We start from the raw sequence: 19,955 nt of genomic DNA on the forward strand, positions 1-19,955 counted from the left end.
CCTCCATTATGGTCTATATATGGAGGCAGATAAACGTGCTGGTAATAAGATTAAATCCATTTCTTCCAACGGAAATAGAGGATTGGACCGATTAATAATGTAGTAACAAAGGTAATAACAATCCAGAAGCTGGTATCCCCTTGAGCAAAAGGTAATACATCTGTATTCATACCGTAGATACTAGCAACCAACATGGGTGGGGCTAACATACTGGGTAAAATAGAGAAACGCTTAAAGGTTTCATTCATTTCAGTGTTGGCAAAACCAGTAGTGATATCAAGTAAGAATTTTAGCTTCTGGAATAAGAACGCGTTATGCTCAAGTAAAGAGCGTACATCTTCACTCATTTCTCGAATATCAGCATCATATATATGACTGCCTAATGCACGTGGACGTGATAGGAAGGTCAGCACTCGACGTAAGTCAGTTAGACAGAGCTGTGCTTTTCCTAGCATATCTTCTTGATGCGCTAACCGTGTGATCATGTCATCAAGATCCAAGATTTGCTCACGATGATGATCATTGAGAACCTCAGCAGAATATTCTTCAAGGTATCGATGAGTATCCTCAAGAATATCTGACAGTTCATCTAGTTTAGCTTCTAAGAGTCCTAATAAAATCCAAACGGGATTTTTATAGTCCATCTCATAATCATTCCGCCGAGCGCGTGAACGAAAGGCGCGGAAAGCAACGAGTTTTTCACCACGCAAAGTAATGAGTCGATTTTTTTCAAGCAAGAATGCAACGGTATGTACCGTCGCCGCCAATGTATTTTCTAAATCTTCTTGTTCTCGATCAGATTGAAAGTTTTTATTCTTTGTTAAAAAATAAGTACTGATATGCAAAATCCCATCATCATCACGGTAAAATCGTGCAGATGAGGAAATATCTTCCAGTGACTTTAAGGTAGGTAAATTTCGTTCATAGGCATCGAGTACCCATTGCTGCTCTTCTTGGGATGGTGCGATTAGATCAATCCAGACCAACTCAGGGTAGAGATCAAAACCACCATTGATGGTTGCGTCTTCTAGGCTACCGCGCTCTGTGGCATAAAAGGCTTCAAGCATGTCTTTTTTCCTCGCGCAGTGAATATCAGGACTTTTTGCACTTTGCAGAAAGTCAGCGTGTATTTTAGACAAGGATGCAATGAAAAACACTTGCCTAATCGTTATTTTCTCAAAAATCTTGTTTCTTAGCTTACTTTAACAGCATGACAATTGCATAAAACGGTTTTAATTGTATGAATTCAATATGTGTTTTCTGTGGCTCTTCTCTTGGAAACGATCCGATATATCAACAAATGGCTCAAGCAACTGGGCAGGCGATTGCAGAGCAAGGTAAAACGCTGATTTACGGTGGTGGTCGTTCTGGTTTAATGGGTGTCGTTGCTGATAGTGCATTAAAGGCTGGAGGACGTGTGGTTGGTATTATTCCAAATGCATTGGTTGATCGGGAGCTTGCACATAAGGGGTTAACCGAACTGTATGTGGTTGATAATATGCATGAGCGTAAAACCCAGATGTCTGAGCAAGCAGATGCATTTATTGCATTACCTGGTGGTGCGGGAACATTAGAAGAAATCTTTGAGCAATGGACTTGGAATCAACTCGGCATTCATCAAAAACCATGTGCATTTTTAAATGTTGGTGGTTTTTACGATGATTTAATTAAAATGATTCAAGGTTCGGTGGCACGTGGATTTAGTCAGTCACGTTTTGTTGATCAATTGATTGTGGAAAATGATATTAATGAAATCCTAACCGCATTTTCTACCTATCAACCAGCGACGCCTAAATGGATGTCGGTTGATGAAATTCAAGCATGAGGACGTTTCATTGAAAATTATAACGGTTGCAGCGGCGGTCATCGTAAATCAACATCATCAACTCTTGTTAGTGCGAAAAAAGAATACGCAAGCATTTATGCAGGTCGGCGGTAAATTGGAAATCAATGAAGCACCTGAAATCACGATTCAACGTGAAATCTTGGAAGAGATTGGTTGTGAGTGTGAGATCCAGCAATTTGTTGGAAAGTTTGAGACAGCTGCTGCCAATGAACCTGATCATCTATTAGTCAGTTATCTCTACATGGTTGAGTTAAAACAACAACCGCAGATTGCAGCAGAAATTGCAGAAATGAAATGGATTGATTTAAATGATTCAGCGACTTTACTCGCCCCTTTAACCAAAGAGGTGGTGATCCCGTGGATGCTTAAGCAACAGATGGCAGGATTGAGTCCTTAACCCCGCCAGCAGCAAGACAAACAGCATAGATCTGTTGGCAGCCCAATTGGCGTAAGCCTTTGGATAATGCATCAATCGAGCTGCCAGTCGTGATGACATCATCAACAATTAAGACTTTGCGATAACGGATTTTATTCGGTGGATGAGCAATAAACTGATGCTCGATATTCTCCAAACGTTCTAGGCGGGATAAGCCTTTTTGAGAGTGTTGGGCTAAACGTCGAACAGGTTGCCAAACTGGAATATTGAGCGTTTGTGCTAAGCCTTGAGCCAATAATAAAGATTGATTAAAGCCTCGTTCGACTAAGCGATCGGTTGAAATGGGCATGGGAACAATCGCTTGAACTTTGGGAAGTCTAACTTGTTGTAATATGCCACTGAGCACTCGCTGGTGATGTAGCTTCTGCTCATATTTAAATTGTTGAATAATGCGGTTGATGGGATATTGATAATGGCAGGCAACGAAGACCTGCTGTTGATTGCGTTCAATTGTTTGTTTTAACCAAGGCATATCATCCCAACAATTTTTGCATACGCCAAAGTATTGTTTGGCTCCTATTTCACATAAATCACATGCAGTGAAATGATCTAAGAATCGTTGGGTTTGACTGCCAAGTAACTTAAACATAGGCATATCTTGGTGCTTCAGGTAACCAACGTTTTAATAGACCTTCTGCATGTTGCGGATAGTCTTTCAGAATTTGTTCTGCAACATAATGTGCTTGTGTCAGTAAATGATCATCTCGTTCTAGACGTGCCACACGGAAACCCATGTCTCCCGTTTGTTTAGTTCCAAGCAACTCACCTGGTCCACGAATTTCTAGATCTTTTTCTGCAATCACGAAGCCATCATTACTTTCTCGTAAGATGGAGAGTCGTTCCTGACCATTTTGCGATAATGGTGTTTTATAAAGAAGCGCACAGAAACTCGCAGTCGCGCCTCGTCCCACACGTCCTCGAAGTTGATGTAATTGGGAAAGGCCTAAACGTTCTGCATTTTCAATCACCATAATCGAAGCATTAGGAACATCAACCCCCACTTCAATGACTGTGGTGGCAATCAACAGTTGTGATTGATTGTCTTTAAAGGCTTGCATAACAGCTTGTTTCTCATCGGCTTTCATTTTGCCATGTACAAGTCCGACATTTAGATCAGGGAAACGTTCTTTAATTTCTTGATAGGTGGCTTCCGCAGCTTGAGCATCAAGTGTTTCAGATTGTTCAACCAAGGTACAGACCCAATAGGCTTGTTTGCCTTCACGACAATTTTGGGCAATTCGTTGTAACACTTCTTCACGACGATCGAGCGGAATGGTTACGGTTTGAATGGGTGTACGTCCTGGTGGGAGTTCATCAATCACTGAGGTATCTAAATCACCGTACGCACTCATAGCTAAGGTGCGGGGGATGGGGGTCGCCGTCATGACGAGTTGGTGTGGTGTAAATTGATCCGCACCTTTATTGCGTAAGGCAAGGCGTTGGTCAACACCAAAACGATGTTGTTCATCAATAATCACCAAACCAAGCTTAGAAAATGCAACATTGTCTTGGAATAAAGCATGTGTACCGACGATCAGTTGCGAATGGCCTTCTCTAATGTGCTGTTCTGCTTGGGTGCGAGCTTTGCCTTTTTGTTTACCAGACAACCATGCGACATCGATGCCTAAGGGTTCAAACCAGCGTTTAAAATTTAAATAATGCTGTTCTGCTAAAATTTCAGTCGGTGCCATGAGTGCGACTTGCCACTCTGCTTCAAGTGCATGACACGCAGCGATGGCTGCGACAAGTGTTTTACCTGCACCAACATCACCTTGAACCAACCGCAACATGGGTTGCTGTTGTTTTAGATCTTGCAAGATTTCTTTGGATACGCGCTTTTGGGCATTGGTCATCTGAAACGGCAACGCTTCTAAGAGCTGTTTGGCTAAAACTTTACTGCTGGTAAATTTGGGGGCCGCAATTTGACGAATATAGGCACGACGGGTTAACAGGCTAATCTGATGCGCAACCAATTCTTCAAAAATCAAACGTTGTTGTGCAGGATGAGAACCTTGATTGAGTTGTACCATATTGGCATCAATCGGTGGCTCATGGATATAATGCAGCGCTTGTTTTAATTCATAACCATTGCTGTATTTACTGGGTAATAGCTCTGCTAAATCATCACTATGATGTGCCAAAGCCTGCCGCACATATTCGCGTAATTTGGGCTGCGTGAGCCCTTCAGTGCTTGGATAGATCGCTGTCAGTTGTGTTTTAGGCAAAGGCGTGTGCTGTAGAATCACTTGTATCTCAGGATGATAAAGTTCAAGCCCCCGTGCACCTACTCTAACTTCACCAAATATGCGTAATCGATTTCCTACTTGAATACGATCAGTTAAGCCTTTGTAGATATGATAGAAACGCAAAGTGACTTTACCAAAATCATCTTGTAGCAATGCTGCAAGAGATTTCTTTTTTCCAGGTGGAAAGTCGATAGAACGTACTTCGCCTTCTAGCAGGTAACTACGTCCGACCATGAGCTGATTCATCGGAATAATAGTGCTACGATCCTCATAGTCACGCGGCAGATGAAACAACAAATCATCCGTGCTAAAAATATGAAGCTTTTCTAATAAGGTCGCTGCGGCAGCACCAACGCCTTGTAACTGCTGGACTGAAGTCATTCTTGATCAAGGATATATATGCATATTTTATTTATTGGTTATGGTAAAACATCTCAGCGTGTTGCTAAACACTTATTTGAGCGTGGTCACCACATTAGCACAATTAGTCGCACGCCGAAAACAGATTGTTACGCGACGCATTATACTCAAGATGTTCATTGCTTGGATGTGACTGACCTAGCACCGATTGATGTGGTTTATGTGATCTTAGCCCCGTCTCAAAGTGGTCTAGATGCGTACCAACACACTTATGTGGATAGCATTAAACCGATTGTACAAGTACTAGCCTCGCATCCTGTAAAACGTATCGTGATTGTATCGTCAACACGTGTCTATGGTCAGAATGCAGGGGAGCGAGTTGATGATGATTCTGAAATCCAACCAGTTGATGAGCAAGGACACTTATTACGGAAGATGGAATTACTTTGGCAGTCCTATTATCCACTGCAGAGTATTATTGTTAGACCGACGGGGATCTATGGCATCTCGATTGCACGATTGAAGCGTTTGGCTGAGCAGACTTTAAGCTATCCAAACCTGCATTTTAGCAATCGTATTCATATCGATGATTTAGCGAAATTTTTAGCATTGTTGATCGATCTGCCCCATGTAGAAGCCAGTTATATTGTGTCTAATAATCAGCCATTGCCAATGCATGAAATTTTGCAGTGGTTTCAACAGCAGTTAGGTTTACCTCTTTTAAAACTTCTCACTGAGCAGCAAACAGGCAAACGAATTTATGCAACCAGATTAATGCAGACAGGTTTTAAATTTGACCATTTGATTTGCTTTAATGACTACGCAGCAGCTTTATCGGCACATAGTAATGCTGAAAAATTAGATTAAACTAAAAACAATATTAAGGTGTTTTTGATATTTAAGCGCCCATAATACTTGGTATGGATTTTGGATTTTAAATACCAATAGATTCCGTAAAGGAACTGCCTGAATTGTGCACAGGGTTTGCAGCGAGGCATTGAAGGTCAATGATGAAAAAAATAATTTGTTCGATGTTACTTGCTCTGATGGCAACAATCAGCTGGGCTGGAGAGCAAACATGGTGTGTATTTGATCCTTTAAGTACTCAAGGTGATATAAGCCGTCGTTTGCAAGATGTACGTGTGCATGCAATGCAAAGCCAAGTACAGTTGAAATTTAAAACGTTTAAAAATGAACAAGAGGCGATTAAAGCATTTGATCAAAAAGAATGTTCAGGTTTGGTTGCCTCAAATTTTAACACCTATCGTTATAATCGATTTATGGGTAGTACTGCCGCCATTGGTTTAATTCCCAATAATCGAACCGCACGTGTATTTTTACAGTTATTTACCAATCCGAATGTTGAAAAGCGCATGCGAGAAGCTGAGTATGAAGCGGTTGGAATGATTCCTGTGGGTACGGTTTATATGATTATGAATACCCAAAGGATTAATAAAGTTTCACAGCTTAGGAATAAGAGTATCGGCATTTTGGTAGATAACCCTCCGCAGTTGGCACTAGCGCAAAGTGTTGGGGCAAAACCTACGTATGTGGACTTCTCAAATGCGATTGATTTATTTAAACAAAAGAAAATGGATATTTTGGCTTCGCCAGCCTATGGTATTTTGCCGTATAACCTGAAACAAGAATTTGGAGAATCGACTCAAGTGGTCAATTTTCCTATTGCATATTTCGCAGTCAATATTGTAATCAGACCACAAGCTTACCCTACAGGATTTGGTCATACGATTCGCGCATGGTTTGCAAAAAATAGCCATGTATTGGCTGCACAAGCGATGCAGTGGGAAAACCATTTGCCTGCCTATTATTGGGCAGATATTTCGAGTTACGAAAAGCAGGGCTATGATGCATTAGTCACCAGAATTCGCAATCGTTATGTTGCATCGGGATATTATGATGCTTATTTGGTTGAACTGATTCGGCGATTACGATGTCTGGATGACCCCAAATATATAGAATGTAGAAAGTAGGGATGAATAAAAACGGCAACTTTGAGTTGCCGTTTTATTTTTACTGCACCTATGCTTTTTTACGTTTTAAACGTCGTTTTGCTTGTTGTGATGCCATCGCTTCTAAAGCAGCAGCAAGCTCTTCATCACTAAATGTGGTGATATGTTGCAGCATTTGCAAAGTAGTCTCATCCAGTACCAGTTGAGCACCTGCCGCCATTTCACTAAAGTTATCATCGTATTCAATGAAGCCTTGTTCATTGTTGCGAATATAGTTTTGCTGAGTCAGTACCTTGATAAAACTTTGGAACAATGATTTATCGAAGAATTCAGGTGAGTTGAACTCATAAAGTACAGAGAGTCGTTGACCCAATAAATGACTCAGTTCTTCAACTTGTTTGGTCGAGATATTGCCAGAGCCACGTTGTGTAATGAGCGCAAGGGTCATGTAATAACGCTCTAAACTTTGTTTTACTGGCATCGCCAAAGTGAGAAGTTTTTGATGCTCTTCGCTATTTGGTGTTGGGCTGAATAGATTGCCATCATGATCTTGGAAAATTAACCCGATTTCTGACAAGGCATCGATATAGGCGCCGATCTGTTGTTGTAACTCAGATGACTGCCATTTCATAAACAATTCAGCTTTTAAGAATGGATATAAGGTACGAATGACATTGCTTAAATCTGTTTTGTGAATCTTGCCATTATGTTCAACCAAAGATGCAACCAACGAAGGTAGGACAAAGGCATGTAAAATGTTATTGCGGAAATACGTTAGTAGTACGGCTTGATTGTCTTCGATTGCAATAATATCGCCTAAGACATGTTGAACGCGTTTGATGAGTTTAAGTTTTAAGCCATATTCGATAATCTCTTTACCCGATAACGACGTTACTTGGGTACGTTGATCATAAGGTTGTTTAGCAGCAAGGTCACGATAGATATCTAGTTGCTTTGCACAAATTTCTTCATCTAAAGTATGTTTTGGTGTCGCCAATAAAATTAAAGACAATAGCGATACAGGGTTGATCACTACTGCGCGGTTAATGTTTTCTAAGATACGGTTGGCTGAATCAGAGACAACGCGAGAAATTTCAATTGGTGCTGGCGCATCATTCTTTTCAATTTGAATCTTGTCAGCATTGTGCTGTTTTAATACATCATCTAAGAATACAGGCTCGCCGAAGTTCACATGTACTTTACCAAAGATACGTTCAATTTTTCGCAATGATTTGAGAATGCCAAAAATGGATTCAGCTTCTTTAGGTTTACCTTGCATTTCACCAACATAGGTTGAACCTTCCATTAAACGTTCATAACCAATATAGGTCGGAACAAAGGCAATCGGTTTGGCGCGACCACGTAAATGTCCGTGTACGGTCATTGCCAACATGCCTGTTTTTGGTGGTAATAAGCGACCTGTACGTGAACGTCCACCTTCAATAAAGTACTCGATTGGGGTGTTGCGAGATAAGATGCTGTATAAATATTCTTTAAACACAGAGGTGTAGAGCGCGTTTCCGCGGAATGAACGGCGAATAAAGAAAGCACCACCACCACGTAATAATTGACCAACAAATGGTAAATTGAGGTTATCACCGGCTGCAATGTAAGGAATCATCAAACCACGTTTAAAAATCACGTAGGACAGTAATAAATAGTCAATATGGCTGCGATGACATGGGGTATAAATAATTTCGTAATCTTTGGCAAGTTCACGGACAGTACTAAAGTTATGTACGTCTACACCATCGTAAAGCTGTGTCCATAATCGTGTTAAGGCCATATCAGCAAAGCGAACTGCGGAGGCTGAATAGTCTGATACAATTTCATTTACATAACCAATCGCACGTCGCTCTGCTTCGAGCATACTAATTTTATGTTGAATACTTTCGCGGCGAATCGCATCTTGTACGTCAGGTGCTTTCACTACAGACTGCATTACATTACGACGATCTGATAAATCTGGGCCGAGTACCACTTCACGCTGTTGGTCGAGGTAGCTATCTAGTGAGCTTGCAATATACGTAGCTGGCGAAACATTTGGATGATTGGTTTTGGCATACTCAACCAATTCTCGTAAGGATTGTGGTTCATGGAATTCTAAATACGATTGGCGACCATGTAAGCCTATATTTACCAATTGTTTTACAGTGCTTGGAGTTGCCCACGTGTCTGAAAATAAAAGCTTAAACCAAGAATCTTCTTTATCAGGGGAGCGTCCCCATAGCACAGTAACAGGGATGAGTTGTACTTCGATTTCTGGATTTTTTTCGAGTGCTTCAATGAGTTGTAAAAGACGAGGTGGGAAGGTTTGTGTATTAAAAAGAATATTGTCATTTTGATGTAAAAAAAGAACAGAATTTTTTTCTTGATAATCGCCAAAACTCAAAGGATCCAAAGCGGGTTTGAGTTGTAGACGACGGGTTTCACCATCGACCACCAGTGCATTACTATGAGAGTAGTTTTGTAATACATAACACACGACTTTTTTTGCATCGTTTGTGCTTTGTTCTGTGGTGGACTCTACAGGAACTTCACCAAGAATATGTGGTGTAACCACAAGGTCAAGTAACTTACTCGAAAGTTGGCGATACATTTGACCAAATCCAGTCTTGGACATTACAAACTCCTAAATGATAACCCTAAGCAAATGCATAGCGCTGCAATCTAAACAGCACAAGGCCATGTCCAATACACAAACATGAACACGACATTCTGCGGTATTCTTACATAAAACGGTATGTTGTTTTCTGACAAAATATAGCGTATTTGGTAGATTTTATCGTTAAAAAACGTATTTTTAGCGGTTATAAATATAAAGTTATACTGAGAAAAACATTTATATTGAGTGCTAACTGTATTAATCGATAAATCTCGATTAATATAATTGTTCTTGTTTCGTGCTAGTCCTTATTCTCACTAGGACCTTGCTTTTGCTTGAATTATCTCTCCCTAATTGTTGTTAAAAAGGTGATTAAATGAATGCGTTAACGCAAGAACTCGTCGAGCTTTTGACGCTAGAAAGGCTGGAAGCCAATATCTTTCGGGGTAATAGTCGTAATTTGGTTGGCAAACGTGTGTTTGGTGGACAGGTTTTGGGGCAAGCATTAAGAGCAGCATCCTATACGACCAATCGTCCAGCGCATTCGCTTCATGCATATTTTCTCTATGGTGGAGATGTAGACGCACCGATTATTTATGAAGTTGATTCTCTTCGAGATGGAAAAAGTTTTGCCAGTCGTCAAGTGCGTGCTATTCAGCATGGACGTGTTATCTTTTCGGCGATGGTATCTTTTGCCAATCCAGAAGAAGGATTGAATTACCAACATAAAGAGCCTGAATATCCTGCACCAGAAAATTTAAAATCTGAAAATGAATTAAAAGAAAGTATGCTCAACTTCGTGCCAGAGAATGTTCGAGCAAGTTTCATGCGTGAACGTCATGTTGAGATTCGTCCAGTTCAGCCTGTCAATCCTTTTCAGCCACAGCCTGAAGCGCCATTTTATGCGCATTACATTCGTACACATGGTGATATTGCAAAAAATCTTGATGAGATATCGTTACATCAGGCGATTGTCGCATTTTATTCTGATTTTACGTTAATGACCACAGCATTACGTCCACATGGTTTATCTTGGATTTCTCCAAATCTTCAGTGTGCAAGTATTGACCATACGATTTATTTTCATCGTCCTTTGCGTGCAGATGAGTGGATGCTCTACGAAATGGAAGCAACCGTGAGTGCAAGTTCACGTGGACTGAATTTTGGTCGTATGTGGCAAAATGGTCAGCTGGTTTGTAGCACGGTTCAAGAAGGTTTGATTAGGCTCAGAGAAATTGAAACGCAGTAACGATTAAATTAGATTAAAGCCATCATTATGATGGCTTTTTTAAGATGCAAATGTGACAAAAAAATTGCTCGATTGTTATGTTTGAGCATGCGATAGTACTGAAAAGTTAACATGCTTTCATACCGATAATGAATTTAAATACCCAGATCTTATTTGCAGCCATTTTAGGCGTAGTGTTTGGCTTCCTGTTAAACGCCTTCCCTGAAACAGCATTTGTAGAGCATAGTCTTTATGGCTTAGGAATTTTAAGCAGCATTTTTATTGGTCTTTTGAAAATGTTATTGATTCCTTTGATTTTTAGTTCAATTGTTGTGGGCGTATCTAATCTACAAGCAGGTGGACAATTTGGTCGTGTTTGGAAGATCACGGCATTATGTTCCATTACAACGACCACACTAGCGCTCATTTTAGGCATAGGATGTGCTCATCTCTTTGATGTGGGTAAAGGTGTTGATATTCAGCTTTTTCAAGCGGATATGCAGAGTCATCAAAGCCCTGATACTTTGACTCCTTCGAGTTTTCTAAGCAATTTTGTCCAAAACACCTTAATCAATCCATTCAAAGCATTTAGTGAAGGGAATGTATTGGCTGTTGTAGTATTTGCCTTATTTTTAGGTGTGGCCTTGGTACAAGGGGGAGAACGTTTCGCACTGGTACGGAATAGTTTTCAGCAGTTTTTTGAAATAATGATGATGCTGGTTGGGTGGGTGATGAAACTTGCTCCGATTGGTATTTTCGCTCTGTTGGCGAAACTGATTGTGACAGAGGATCTTTCTGTCTTGAGCCGTTTAGCTGAGTTTGCTGCGGTGGTGACAGGGACGACGATTTTTCATGGTCTTGTGGTATTACCACTTTTGCTATGGGTTTTTGGGCGCATGGATCCGATCACGTTCTTTCGTGGGGCCAGAACGGCGTTAGTGACTGCTTTTGCCACCAGTTCTAGTTCGGCAACAATGCCATTAAGTTTAAAATGTGCGCAGGAAAATCTAGGTGTTCGGCCACAAACCGCAGGCTTTGTAATCCCTTTGGGGACGCAGCTGAATATGGATGGAACTGCACTTTATGAGGCAGCAGCAGCCTTATTTATTGCGAACTTAATGGGGCTAGATTTATCTATTACGCAGCAAATTATTGTGTGCTTGGTGGCAATTATTGCATCTTTAGGTGCGCCAGGAATTCCGAGCGCGGGGATGGTCACCATGATTATGGTGCTTCAGTCTGTTGGCTTACCTGCGGAAGCGATTGCCATATTATTACCAATTGATCGTTTATTAGATACGGTACGTACTGTGGTCAATGTTCAGGGGGATATGATGATTAGTGTTGTTGTGGATCGACATGCATCGGAGTCCACAACAGATCAAGGGTAAGCTGATGCAAAATTTGCATCAGTTTTATTTCTTAACTAAAAAATTGGCACATCAATATAGTAGATACATTTATGTGAAATGGTTGAAAAGTAAACTAAAAAATAATGATTAAATTTTCTAATAGGCAGATTTAAAACAATAAAGTGTGTGAATATTAATTTAATAAAATAGGTTTAATTAAAATTAAATTAATGAAAATAAAGTGATTTATTTCTAAATTATTAATATTTTATGGATAATCGTTCTTGTTTGCACTATCATTTGTCTGTTTTTGTTTGGTGTCTTTTTTAACCACTTACTAGTTTTTGGGTTGGAAAAGATGATCCATCTTTTTGCTGCTTCGGGGGAAGCTATGAAAAACCGTTCTTTTCTAAAAAATCCAATCGTGATGAGTGGCTTATTATTTGGTAGTTTCGCGCCTATGTTGCATGCTGCAACTGAGCAAGATCGAAAAACTGTAGTACTACCAACTATTCAGGTAATCGGCTCGCAAGATGATGCAGTCTCAAAAATTCCTGGCGCGGCTGTGATTGTGGATCAAGAGCAGATTCAGCAGTTTGTTCCAACATCGACAGAAGACATCTTAAAGCGTGTTTCTGGCGTATATGTGAAACCTGAGGAAGAATCGGCTGTTGTCGCAAATATTGGTATGCGCGGTATTAGTTCAGCTGATTATAAAACCTTAATTTTAGAAGATGGTGTACCTGTTGCACCGGGTTTGTTTGTTGGAAATGGCCGTTATTACAATCCACGTGTACAGCGCATGGATAGTATTGAAGTACTAAAAGGTTCTTCGGCATTACGTTATGGGCCATCGAATATCGGTGGTGTGATTAACTATCGTACTAAGCAACCTCAAGATGGTGCTTTAGTTGATGTATCGATTGGATCTTGGGAAACCTATAAAACAACGGTTGAACTCGGTGGTAGTTCTCCAAATAAAGACAGCAATTTTGGCGCAATTTTAAGTTGGGCGAAAAGCGATGGTTTCATGGACAAAGGCTATGAAATGAAAGACGCTGTGATCAAAGCAGGCACGGCGATTGGTGATAACCAATGGTTAGGTGTTAAATTTACCCATTATGAGAATGATGCCAATATTTCATATCGTGGACAGTTCTTGAATGAATATCACGCCAAGAAAAAGAATAATCCAGCACCAGATGATTGGTTTTTGACAGAGCGTAATTCCTTCGATATTAACCACCGTTGGAATATCAACGCCGATACAGAACTTCAGACTCTAGTGTATTGGAGTGAAATGAATCGTGATTACTGGCGTTATGGCATTAATGGAGCAGCTTCGCAAGCAGCTGGTCGTTGGATCTATACGGACAGTGTGAATGGTAATAACCGTACATTTGAACGTATTGGTGCTGAAACCCGTTTAGTTGCAAAGCATACTTTATTCAATATTCCAAGTGAGGCTGAAGTTGGTCTACGCTTGATGAATGAGAAGATGGATGATGTAACCATTAATGCAAAGCGTGCAACACCACGTACAGGCACGATTGCTAAAGACACTAAAGATTCAGCAAAAAGTGTTGCATTATATGCTCAGAATCGTTTGGATATAACGGATCAATTATCAGTCACACCAGGACTTCGTGTTGAACGCTATGAACAACAACGAGAAGATAAACAAAAGAGTGAATCGGTCAAAACTTCAAATACTGAAGTGATGCCTGGTCTGGGATTTACTTTCCAATTAGTTCCAGCAGTACAGCTCTATGGTAGTGTATACAAAGCATTTTCTCCTGCTTTGAATGGCGATTCCCTCAGTGGTATGAAAGATCAAAAACTGGACGCGGAAACTGCGGTTAGTTGGGAGTTCGGTTTAAGAGGACAGCAAGATATCTTTAAATATGAGTTGACTGCTTTCCGAATGGATTTTGACAATCAAATCATCCCTGCGAACAGTAATTCTGATTTCCAAACAACTAATGGTGGTAAGACTTTTAACCAAGGTCTTGAGGGTGCGATTAGTGTTGAGTTGGAAAACGGTTTTGATATGTTTGCTAACGTGACTTGGGTTGCCGATGCAGAATTTAAGGGTGACCGTTTTAATAAAAATGGCACGCTTAAATCAAAAGATGGTGATCGTGTACCATACACACCAGAATGGGTTGCAAATCTTGGTTTTGGTTATACTTATGCTGGTTTGCGTACTCAGCTGAGTGCAAATTACACGGGCTCTCAATTTACTGATGATTTGAATACTAAGCCAATTACAGAAAACACGTCAGGTTTCTTTACGGGTAAAATCAATGGTTATACGACTGTGGATTTAACCTCTCGCTATACACTCAATGATCAAATTGAGTTCTATGGTGCAGTAAAGAATTTAGAAGATAAGCGCTATATTGCGAGCTTACGCCAAGGTATCTACGTAGGTCCTGAACGTTCGTTTGAAGCTGGTGTTCGCTATCGTTTCTAATTATATTTGCTGATTGTGAAAAACCCCTCATCCTAGGATGAGGGGTTTTTGTATAAGTAAACAATAATTTGTTTTAAGCTGCTTGTTGTAAAGCGCGCTTCGCAGCAGGTGAGTTGTTTAAATAGTTGACCGCATCTTGGGTATTTCCTTCTTTGACAGGATCATACCACGGCATGAGGTAATCAATTTGTTGTGCAACGAGCCAAATTGGATTTGGGAGGATTTGGTCATCTTTGCGGCCTTGTTTATACCATTCAATCCAGATCCAAGGTTTAAATAAACTTGGTTTTTTATCCGCAAAGCGAGGATCTTGGCTCATGATATGCGCTGCGCCATCTACCCATAAACCCAGTACGCCGATAATCACCGCAACACTGAGATAATAACGAGCAATATAGCCACCGCCTAAATGGCGATAAAGATCAAATGCAACCGTGCGGTGTTCGATTTCTTCAGAGCCATGCCATTTGATGAGATCGATCATCTCAGGGTCTGCACCTAACTCTTCCCAACGCTTGTTGTAAAGTGCATATTTACCCAGTACACAGGTCATATGTTCAACAGTTGCAATGACACCTAAACGGAATAAATCCCATTGATGCTCTAGAAACTGTGGCACTTCTTTATCAAAAGGCTTGTCTGCAAGCGCTTTGGTGAAAAGGAAGTCCATAATATCTAAGTTACGTTGAATATCTATATTGCGCTGGCTTAGATATTCCTTGTTTGCAGAAGTGTGTGCCACAGCGTGCATTGCTTCTTGACGAATAAAAGCTTGGACATCTTGCTTTAATTTTTCATCAGTAATTTGCGGGAGTACTTTATTGTACAATCGGCAAAACCAAAATTCACCAGCAGGTAATATGTTATTAATTTCATTAATAAAATAACTTGCGAAAGGTTGGTTTGGAATCCAGTCTACTGGTGTTTTTTCCCAGTCAAATTTTACTTTGCGTGGGAGAATTTTATAGTCAATCGAAGAACCAAGAACTTTGTTCTTCACAAATGATAGTAATTTCATCGTTTAGTCCTAATCGATAGTGCAATGAACCAACACTAAGCAGTATATGAAAACTCCCTAGTGTTTGTGTTTAGCAATACAGGACAATTAAAAATTATTTTATGCATCAAGTTGCATGAAAAGCGCAATTTACTCTTCAGCGTCTGTTTCTGAGGCTTCAGGAATCTGATCAAGGTCAAATTCAGTGGGTTGATCGAGGGTGTAATTTAAGCGTCCTGCCATAACACTGGCGAGCTCTTCTAAACCAATACGATTCAGAGATGAAAACAGTTGAATCGAGAAATCTAATTTCATTTTCTTCAATTGTTGTTTTACATCAAGTAGGGTTTTATTGGCTGGACCACGATTCAGTTTGTCCGCTTTGGTTAAAAGAATATGCACAAATAAATGACGAGAATGAGCCCATTCCAGCATCATCAAATCAAAGTGCTGTAAAGGATGGCGAATATCCATCAATAAGACTAGACCTTGTAGGCTTTTGCGATGGATTAAATAGTTTTCGAGTTCTTTTTGCCATACAATTTTCATTGACTCTGGCACGGCTGCATAACCATAACCCGGTAAATCCACAAGGCGTTGATCTGGGTTGCCTAAACTAAAAAAGTTGATCATTTGTGTACGACCTGGTTTTTTAGAGGCGCGTGCTAATTGCTTTTTATTGGTGAGGGCGTTGATAGCGCTAGATTTACCTGCATTTGAGCGTCCTGCGAATGCAATTTCATATCCCGTATCTTCTACGCACAAAGCCAGTTTTGGCGCACTCATTAAAAACTCAGCTTGACGTAGCCAATTCAAAGAATGTACCGCATATTCAGTCAATGCAGGATCAGTCTTTTTTTCATAACTGATTTTTTGTTTGGGTGCGAGTTTGGCTTTGGTGTCTTTGGATTGTTGACGCTGACGCATAGAAGCTTACTTTTGAATTGAAATAGCAAAGCTATTATAAAGGATGTCAGTCAATCGTGCGAATCTGATGGTTATACTTTTTGAATGAGTTCTAGAAACTCAATATTTGAATGCTTCGAAGATGGAAGAATGCCGTGCTGTATGACCTCACCAAGCGTATATTGATTTAGACTTTGATAAAAACTTTCTAAAGCTTGGTCTAAAATTCCTTTGAGCCCGCAATGTGAACGTAAAACACAGGGTGGGGTATTGCATTCAACAATTTGTTGATGACCTTGCAGAGTGCGTACGATCTCACCGAGTTTAAGACTTTTTGCTTCAGGATTGAGGCGAAGACCGCCTCCTTTACCACGAATCGTGACAATCCACTGTTGCTTTCCCATAAAATGAACCACTTTAACCAAATGGTTTTGGGAGACATGTAAGTCTTTTGCAATATCTGCGATTGTATAAGGTACATCACTCGGACGAGCGACATACATTAAAATTCTCAGCGCATAATCAGTAAACTTATTGAGTTGCATTGGATTTCACTCAATCTATTGCTTTAAATACAAAGGGCTAGTCTATCATAGACTAGCCCTGTGCAAAATGCAGTGTCGATTAGCTGAGTTTGACCCCACCTGTACCAAAAGCTTCACTGTGAATGTTCTGGGCAGGAACACCGCGCGCGATTAAAGCTTTATGTTGTTCCGCCATAAATGGCATAGGGCCGCATAAGTAATAATCTGCATTAATAGGTAATAAAGCCGCATCTACATTGCTGAGGTCTAAACGCCCAGCAATATCATAATCAATACCTAATACATCGCCGTCATGTGGAAATTCATAAGCTGTAAACGTACTAAGACGGGGATACTTATCTTTAAGATCATGAATATGCTTTTTCATTGCATGTACTTGGCTACTACGACATGCGTGAATAAAGCTCACAGGCTGTGGCATATCTAAGGTAACGAGTTGATTTAACATCGCAATCATTGGAGTTAAGCCGACACCCCCACTAATAAATACATTACGTTTTGTATGATCAATCAGATAGAAGTTACCTGTAGGTGCTGACACCTCAATTTGTGAGCTTTCGGCTAAGCTGTGTAGTGTATTGGACACCCAGCCCGCAGCTAAATTTTCTTTTTCATCTTCACGTTTGACTGAAATTCTTAAATAGTCAGCTTGAGGTGAGGTTGATAATGTGTATTGACGTGGTTGTCTTAACCCTAGCTCAGGTACAAATACCCGCACAGAGATGTATTGACCTGCTTCATATTTGGGTAAATCACCACCATCGACAGGAGCTAAATAGAACGAAGTAATTTCATCGCTTTCAATCACTTTTTGAGCGATTTTAAAATTACGCCAACCTAGCCAGCTCCCCTTTGTTTGCTGGTGTTGATCATAAATCGCTTTTTCTGTGCTGATAAATAAATCAGCCAATTGCCCGTATGCCGCAGCCCATGCATCAATGAGTGGATCATCCATAGAGATACTCAAGACCTCACTGATCGAGTGCAGCAGGTTTTCGCCCACAATGCTGTAATCAGGTGCTTGGATATTGAGGCTGACATGTTTATGCGCAATCAATTCAACTACTGGCAGCAATACTGATGGATCTTCAATATTTTCTGCATAAGCGAGAACGGCACCTGCAAGTGCTTGAGCTTGAGCACCACTACGTTGATGACCCATATTGAAGGTTTCTTTTAAGTCAGGATTGTTCCCTAACATGCGGTTATAAAAATAACCAGTGAGTGCCACGCCATTTTCACGAAGAACAGGGACGGTTGCTTTTACGAGTTCAATTTGCTGCGGAGTCATGTTTGATCTCTCTTGGCTATCATTTTATAAGATATATTTAAAATACATCTTATAAAATGTATTTGCAATACATCTTATGATAAAAGCCATAAAAAATTAAGGGATAATTTATTATCCCTTAATTTATAAGCAGATGTGGTTGTTATTTACCAAATAAGGATCCAAGTAAACCTCTGACAATCTTTTGTCCTGAGCTTCCCCCTAGACTACGTGCAGCACTTTTCGCAAAAGTCCCTACAATGTCTTGTGTGAGTTTTTCTCGATCGCGTTGTGCTTTTTCAGCGGCTCGTTGTTGCTCACGTGCAAAACGTTCTTGTTCTCTGGCTTGTTGTTTGGCTAAAGCGTCTTGTTCTTTTTCCTGTTGTTTTGCCAAGGCATCGGCTTCTTTTTGTTGAGATAGTTGCAAGACTTTCTTTTGTAGCATTTCATACGCGCTGTCTCGGTCAACGGCTTGATCGTAAATACCTGCAACAATACTCTGTGCAATGATAACTTGACGTTCTTCCGGTGTAATTGGGCTAAAGGATGAGTAAGGTGGCATCACCCAGCCGCGCTCAACAATTTGTGGTGTTCCTTGCTCGTCGAGGCAACTCACGAGTGCTTCACCTACAGCAAGCTCGGTAATCGCTTGATCAACTTTAAACTCTGGATTGGCACGGAATGTATCCGCAGCTGTTTTGACCGCTTTTTGATCTTTTGGCGTGAATGCACGTAAAGCATGTTGTACGCGATTACCTAATTGTCCAAGTACACTCTCTGGTAGATCCAGTGGATTCTGAGTAATGAAATAAATTCCGACACCTTTAGAGCGGATCAAACGAACTACTTGTTCAATCTTTTGTTGCAAAGCTGGACTGGCATTATCAAACAGTAAATGTGCTTCATCAAAGAAGAATACCAATTTGGGTTTGTCCATGTCACCCACTTCTGGGAGCTGTTCAAACAGTTCTGACATCATCCAAAGCAGGAATGTGGCATATAGCTTCGGGGTGTTCATTAACTTATCCGCAGCTAAAATGTTGATATAGCCGTGACCGTTGGTATCGGTCTGAATAAAGTCTAAAATGTTGAGACTCGGTTCGCCAAAGAATTGTTCGCCACCTTGATCACCTAGTGCTAGTAAATTGCGTTGAATGGCACCAAGACTTGCGGGAGAGAGGTTGCCATATTCAGCTTTGAGTGCCGAAGCATTTTCACTGACATAGCTCAACATCGATTTTAAATCTTTAAAATCAATTAATAATAAACCTTGATCATCTGCGATTCGGAAAACTGCTGAAAGCACACCTTCTTGTGTGTCATTGAGATTGAGCATTCTGGCTAATAATAAGGGTCCAATCTCAGAAATGGTGGTACGAATAGGATGACCTTGCTCACCAAATAAATCCCAAAAAATGACAGGTGATGCTGCAAAAGGGATATCGCTGATTTTGAGTAGGCTAAGGCGTTCTTCAAATTTGGGATTGCTCGAACCTGCCTTGGCGAGACTCGAGACATCACCTTTAGCATCAGCAAGAAATACAGGCACACCAAGGCGAGAAAAACTTTCTGCCAATACTTTTAAGGTAACGGTTTTACCTGTTCCTGTTGCACCTGCAATCAATCCGTGTCTGTTGGCAAATTTAGAATGTAGAACAATATCTTGTGTGGTATCTGTGGTTTTTTTAGCAATAACGATGGGTGTATTCATTCTTCAC

At 40.5% G+C, this 19,955-nt stretch carries 16 protein-coding genes; 7 read left to right on the forward strand and 9 right to left on the reverse strand.

Annotation, left to right across the window (positions count from 1 at the left end; all coding sequences use genetic code 11):
- Nucleotides 1–50: 50 nt before the first annotated feature.
- Nucleotides 51–1,067, reverse strand: coding sequence for a CorA family divalent cation transporter (locus HMPREF0023_RS03300; RefSeq protein WP_005086867.1), 1,017 nt, complete (start codon nt 1,065–1,067; stop codon nt 51–53).
- Nucleotides 1,068–1,240: 173 nt separating this feature from the next.
- Between HMPREF0023_RS03300 and HMPREF0023_RS03305 the strand changes: the two genes are divergently transcribed.
- Together HMPREF0023_RS03305 and HMPREF0023_RS03310 are read left to right on the forward strand one after the other, a co-directional pair.
- Nucleotides 1,241–1,825, forward strand: a complete 585-nt coding sequence (locus HMPREF0023_RS03305) for a TIGR00730 family Rossman fold protein (RefSeq protein WP_008941208.1) — start codon at nt 1,241–1,243, stop codon at nt 1,823–1,825.
- Nucleotides 1,826–1,835: 10 nt separating this feature from the next.
- A complete protein-coding gene (locus HMPREF0023_RS03310; RefSeq protein ID WP_026056363.1) occupies nt 1,836–2,243 on the forward strand; it encodes an NUDIX hydrolase in 408 nt (135 codons plus the stop codon).
- Here HMPREF0023_RS03310 and HMPREF0023_RS03315 read toward each other — a convergent pair.
- Nucleotides 2,212–2,871: a ComF family protein gene (locus HMPREF0023_RS03315; RefSeq protein WP_008941210.1), complete on the reverse strand. Its 660-nt coding sequence runs from the start codon at nt 2,869–2,871 to the stop codon at nt 2,212–2,214. The genes HMPREF0023_RS03310 and HMPREF0023_RS03315 overlap by 32 nt on opposite strands.
- On the reverse strand, nt 2,864–4,909 hold the full coding sequence (recG, locus tag HMPREF0023_RS03320) for an ATP-dependent DNA helicase RecG (protein ID WP_008941211.1): 2,046 nt from the start codon (nt 4,907–4,909) through the stop codon (nt 2,864–2,866). Before recG ends, HMPREF0023_RS03315 begins: the two co-directional genes overlap by 8 nt.
- Nucleotides 4,910–4,927: 18 nt before the next feature.
- Here recG and HMPREF0023_RS03325 point away from each other — a divergent pair, with 18 nt between their 5' ends.
- Both HMPREF0023_RS03325 and HMPREF0023_RS03330 read left to right on the forward strand, forming a co-directional pair.
- A complete protein-coding gene (locus tag HMPREF0023_RS03325) occupies nt 4,928–5,755 on the forward strand; it encodes an NAD-dependent epimerase/dehydratase family protein (protein ID WP_008941212.1) in 828 nt (275 codons plus the stop codon).
- A gap of 143 nt (nt 5,756–5,898) precedes the next feature.
- A complete protein-coding gene (locus HMPREF0023_RS03330; RefSeq protein ID WP_017396794.1) occupies nt 5,899–6,879 on the forward strand; it encodes a putative solute-binding protein in 981 nt (326 codons plus the stop codon).
- Between the two features lie 49 nt (nt 6,880–6,928).
- Here HMPREF0023_RS03330 and plsB read toward each other — a convergent pair whose 3' ends face one another.
- Nucleotides 6,929–9,481 carry a glycerol-3-phosphate 1-O-acyltransferase PlsB gene (gene plsB, locus HMPREF0023_RS03335; protein ID WP_004641098.1) on the reverse strand — a complete coding sequence of 851 codons (2,553 nt, stop codon included), beginning with the start codon at nt 9,479–9,481 and terminating at the stop codon, nt 6,929–6,931.
- A gap of 358 nt (nt 9,482–9,839) precedes the next feature.
- On the opposite strand from plsB, the gene HMPREF0023_RS03340 reads away from it, so the two are divergent.
- From HMPREF0023_RS03340 to HMPREF0023_RS03350, 3 genes are all read left to right on the forward strand, one after another.
- A complete protein-coding gene (locus tag HMPREF0023_RS03340) occupies nt 9,840–10,712 on the forward strand; it encodes an acyl-CoA thioesterase (RefSeq protein WP_004641096.1) in 873 nt (290 codons plus the stop codon).
- A 128-nt stretch (nt 10,713–10,840) separates the two neighbouring features.
- Nucleotides 10,841–12,082 carry a dicarboxylate/amino acid:cation symporter gene (locus tag HMPREF0023_RS03345; protein ID WP_005086853.1) on the forward strand — a complete coding sequence of 414 codons (1,242 nt, stop codon included), beginning with the start codon at nt 10,841–10,843 and terminating at the stop codon, nt 12,080–12,082.
- Between the two features lie 319 nt (nt 12,083–12,401).
- Nucleotides 12,402–14,519, forward strand: coding sequence for a TonB-dependent receptor family protein (locus HMPREF0023_RS03350; RefSeq protein WP_005088332.1), 2,118 nt, complete (start codon nt 12,402–12,404; stop codon nt 14,517–14,519).
- A 73-nt stretch (nt 14,520–14,592) separates the two neighbouring features.
- Here HMPREF0023_RS03350 and HMPREF0023_RS03355 read toward each other — a convergent pair whose 3' ends face one another.
- The 5 genes from HMPREF0023_RS03355 to HMPREF0023_RS03375 all read right to left on the reverse strand — a co-directional run bounded on the left by HMPREF0023_RS03355 (nt 14,593) and on the right by HMPREF0023_RS03375 (nt 19,948).
- Entirely contained in the window at nt 14,593–15,537 is a 945-nt protein-coding gene (locus HMPREF0023_RS03355) for a metal-dependent hydrolase (protein ID WP_005086849.1), read from the reverse strand.
- Nucleotides 15,538–15,666: 129 nt separating this feature from the next.
- Entirely contained in the window at nt 15,667–16,443 is a 777-nt protein-coding gene (gene yihA, locus HMPREF0023_RS03360) for a ribosome biogenesis GTP-binding protein YihA/YsxC (protein WP_005088331.1), read from the reverse strand.
- Nucleotides 16,444–16,514: 71 nt separating this feature from the next.
- Entirely contained in the window at nt 16,515–16,967 is a 453-nt protein-coding gene (locus HMPREF0023_RS03365) for an RrF2 family transcriptional regulator (protein WP_005088330.1), read from the reverse strand.
- 79 nt (nt 16,968–17,046) lie between these two features.
- A complete protein-coding gene (hmpA, locus tag HMPREF0023_RS03370; protein ID WP_005088328.1) occupies nt 17,047–18,258 on the reverse strand; it encodes an NO-inducible flavohemoprotein in 1,212 nt (403 codons plus the stop codon).
- A gap of 142 nt (nt 18,259–18,400) precedes the next feature.
- Complete coding sequence (locus tag HMPREF0023_RS03375) at nt 18,401–19,948, reverse strand: helicase HerA-like domain-containing protein (protein WP_005088327.1); 1,548 nt, start codon at nt 19,946–19,948, stop codon at nt 18,401–18,403.
- Nucleotides 19,949–19,955: the final 7 nt, after the last annotated feature.

This window comes from Acinetobacter sp. ATCC 27244, from assembly GCF_000156555.1.
Lineage (GTDB): Bacteria > Pseudomonadota > Gammaproteobacteria > Pseudomonadales > Moraxellaceae > Acinetobacter > Acinetobacter haemolyticus.

Coding starts and splice junctions, on each gene's coding strand:
- HMPREF0023_RS03300 (WP_005086867.1), bottom strand. CDS start 1,067: ATGCTTGAAGCCTTTTATGCCACAGAGCGCGGTAGCCTAGAAGACGCA.
- HMPREF0023_RS03305 (WP_008941208.1), top strand. CDS start 1,241: ATGAATTCAATATGTGTTTTCTGTGGCTCTTCTCTTGGAAACGATCCG.
- HMPREF0023_RS03315 (WP_008941210.1), bottom strand. CDS start 2,871: ATGTTTAAGTTACTTGGCAGTCAAACCCAACGATTCTTAGATCATTTC.
- recG (WP_008941211.1), bottom strand. CDS start 4,909: ATGACTTCAGTCCAGCAGTTACAAGGCGTTGGTGCTGCCGCAGCGACC.
- HMPREF0023_RS03325 (WP_008941212.1), top strand. CDS start 4,928: ATGCATATTTTATTTATTGGTTATGGTAAAACATCTCAGCGTGTTGCT.
- HMPREF0023_RS03330 (WP_017396794.1), top strand. CDS start 5,899: ATGAAAAAAATAATTTGTTCGATGTTACTTGCTCTGATGGCAACAATC.
- plsB (WP_004641098.1), bottom strand. CDS start 9,481: ATGTCCAAGACTGGATTTGGTCAAATGTATCGCCAACTTTCGAGTAAG.
- HMPREF0023_RS03340 (WP_004641096.1), top strand. CDS start 9,840: ATGAATGCGTTAACGCAAGAACTCGTCGAGCTTTTGACGCTAGAAAGG.
- HMPREF0023_RS03345 (WP_005086853.1), top strand. CDS start 10,841: ATGAATTTAAATACCCAGATCTTATTTGCAGCCATTTTAGGCGTAGTG.
- HMPREF0023_RS03350 (WP_005088332.1), top strand. CDS start 12,402: ATGATCCATCTTTTTGCTGCTTCGGGGGAAGCTATGAAAAACCGTTCT.
- HMPREF0023_RS03355 (WP_005086849.1), bottom strand. CDS start 15,537: ATGAAATTACTATCATTTGTGAAGAACAAAGTTCTTGGTTCTTCGATT.
- yihA (WP_005088331.1), bottom strand. CDS start 16,443: ATGCGTCAGCGTCAACAATCCAAAGACACCAAAGCCAAACTCGCACCC.
- HMPREF0023_RS03365 (WP_005088330.1), bottom strand. CDS start 16,967: ATGCAACTCAATAAGTTTACTGATTATGCGCTGAGAATTTTAATGTAT.
- hmpA (WP_005088328.1), bottom strand. CDS start 18,258: ATGACTCCGCAGCAAATTGAACTCGTAAAAGCAACCGTCCCTGTTCTT.
- HMPREF0023_RS03375 (WP_005088327.1), bottom strand. CDS start 19,948: ATGAATACACCCATCGTTATTGCTAAAAAAACCACAGATACCACACAA.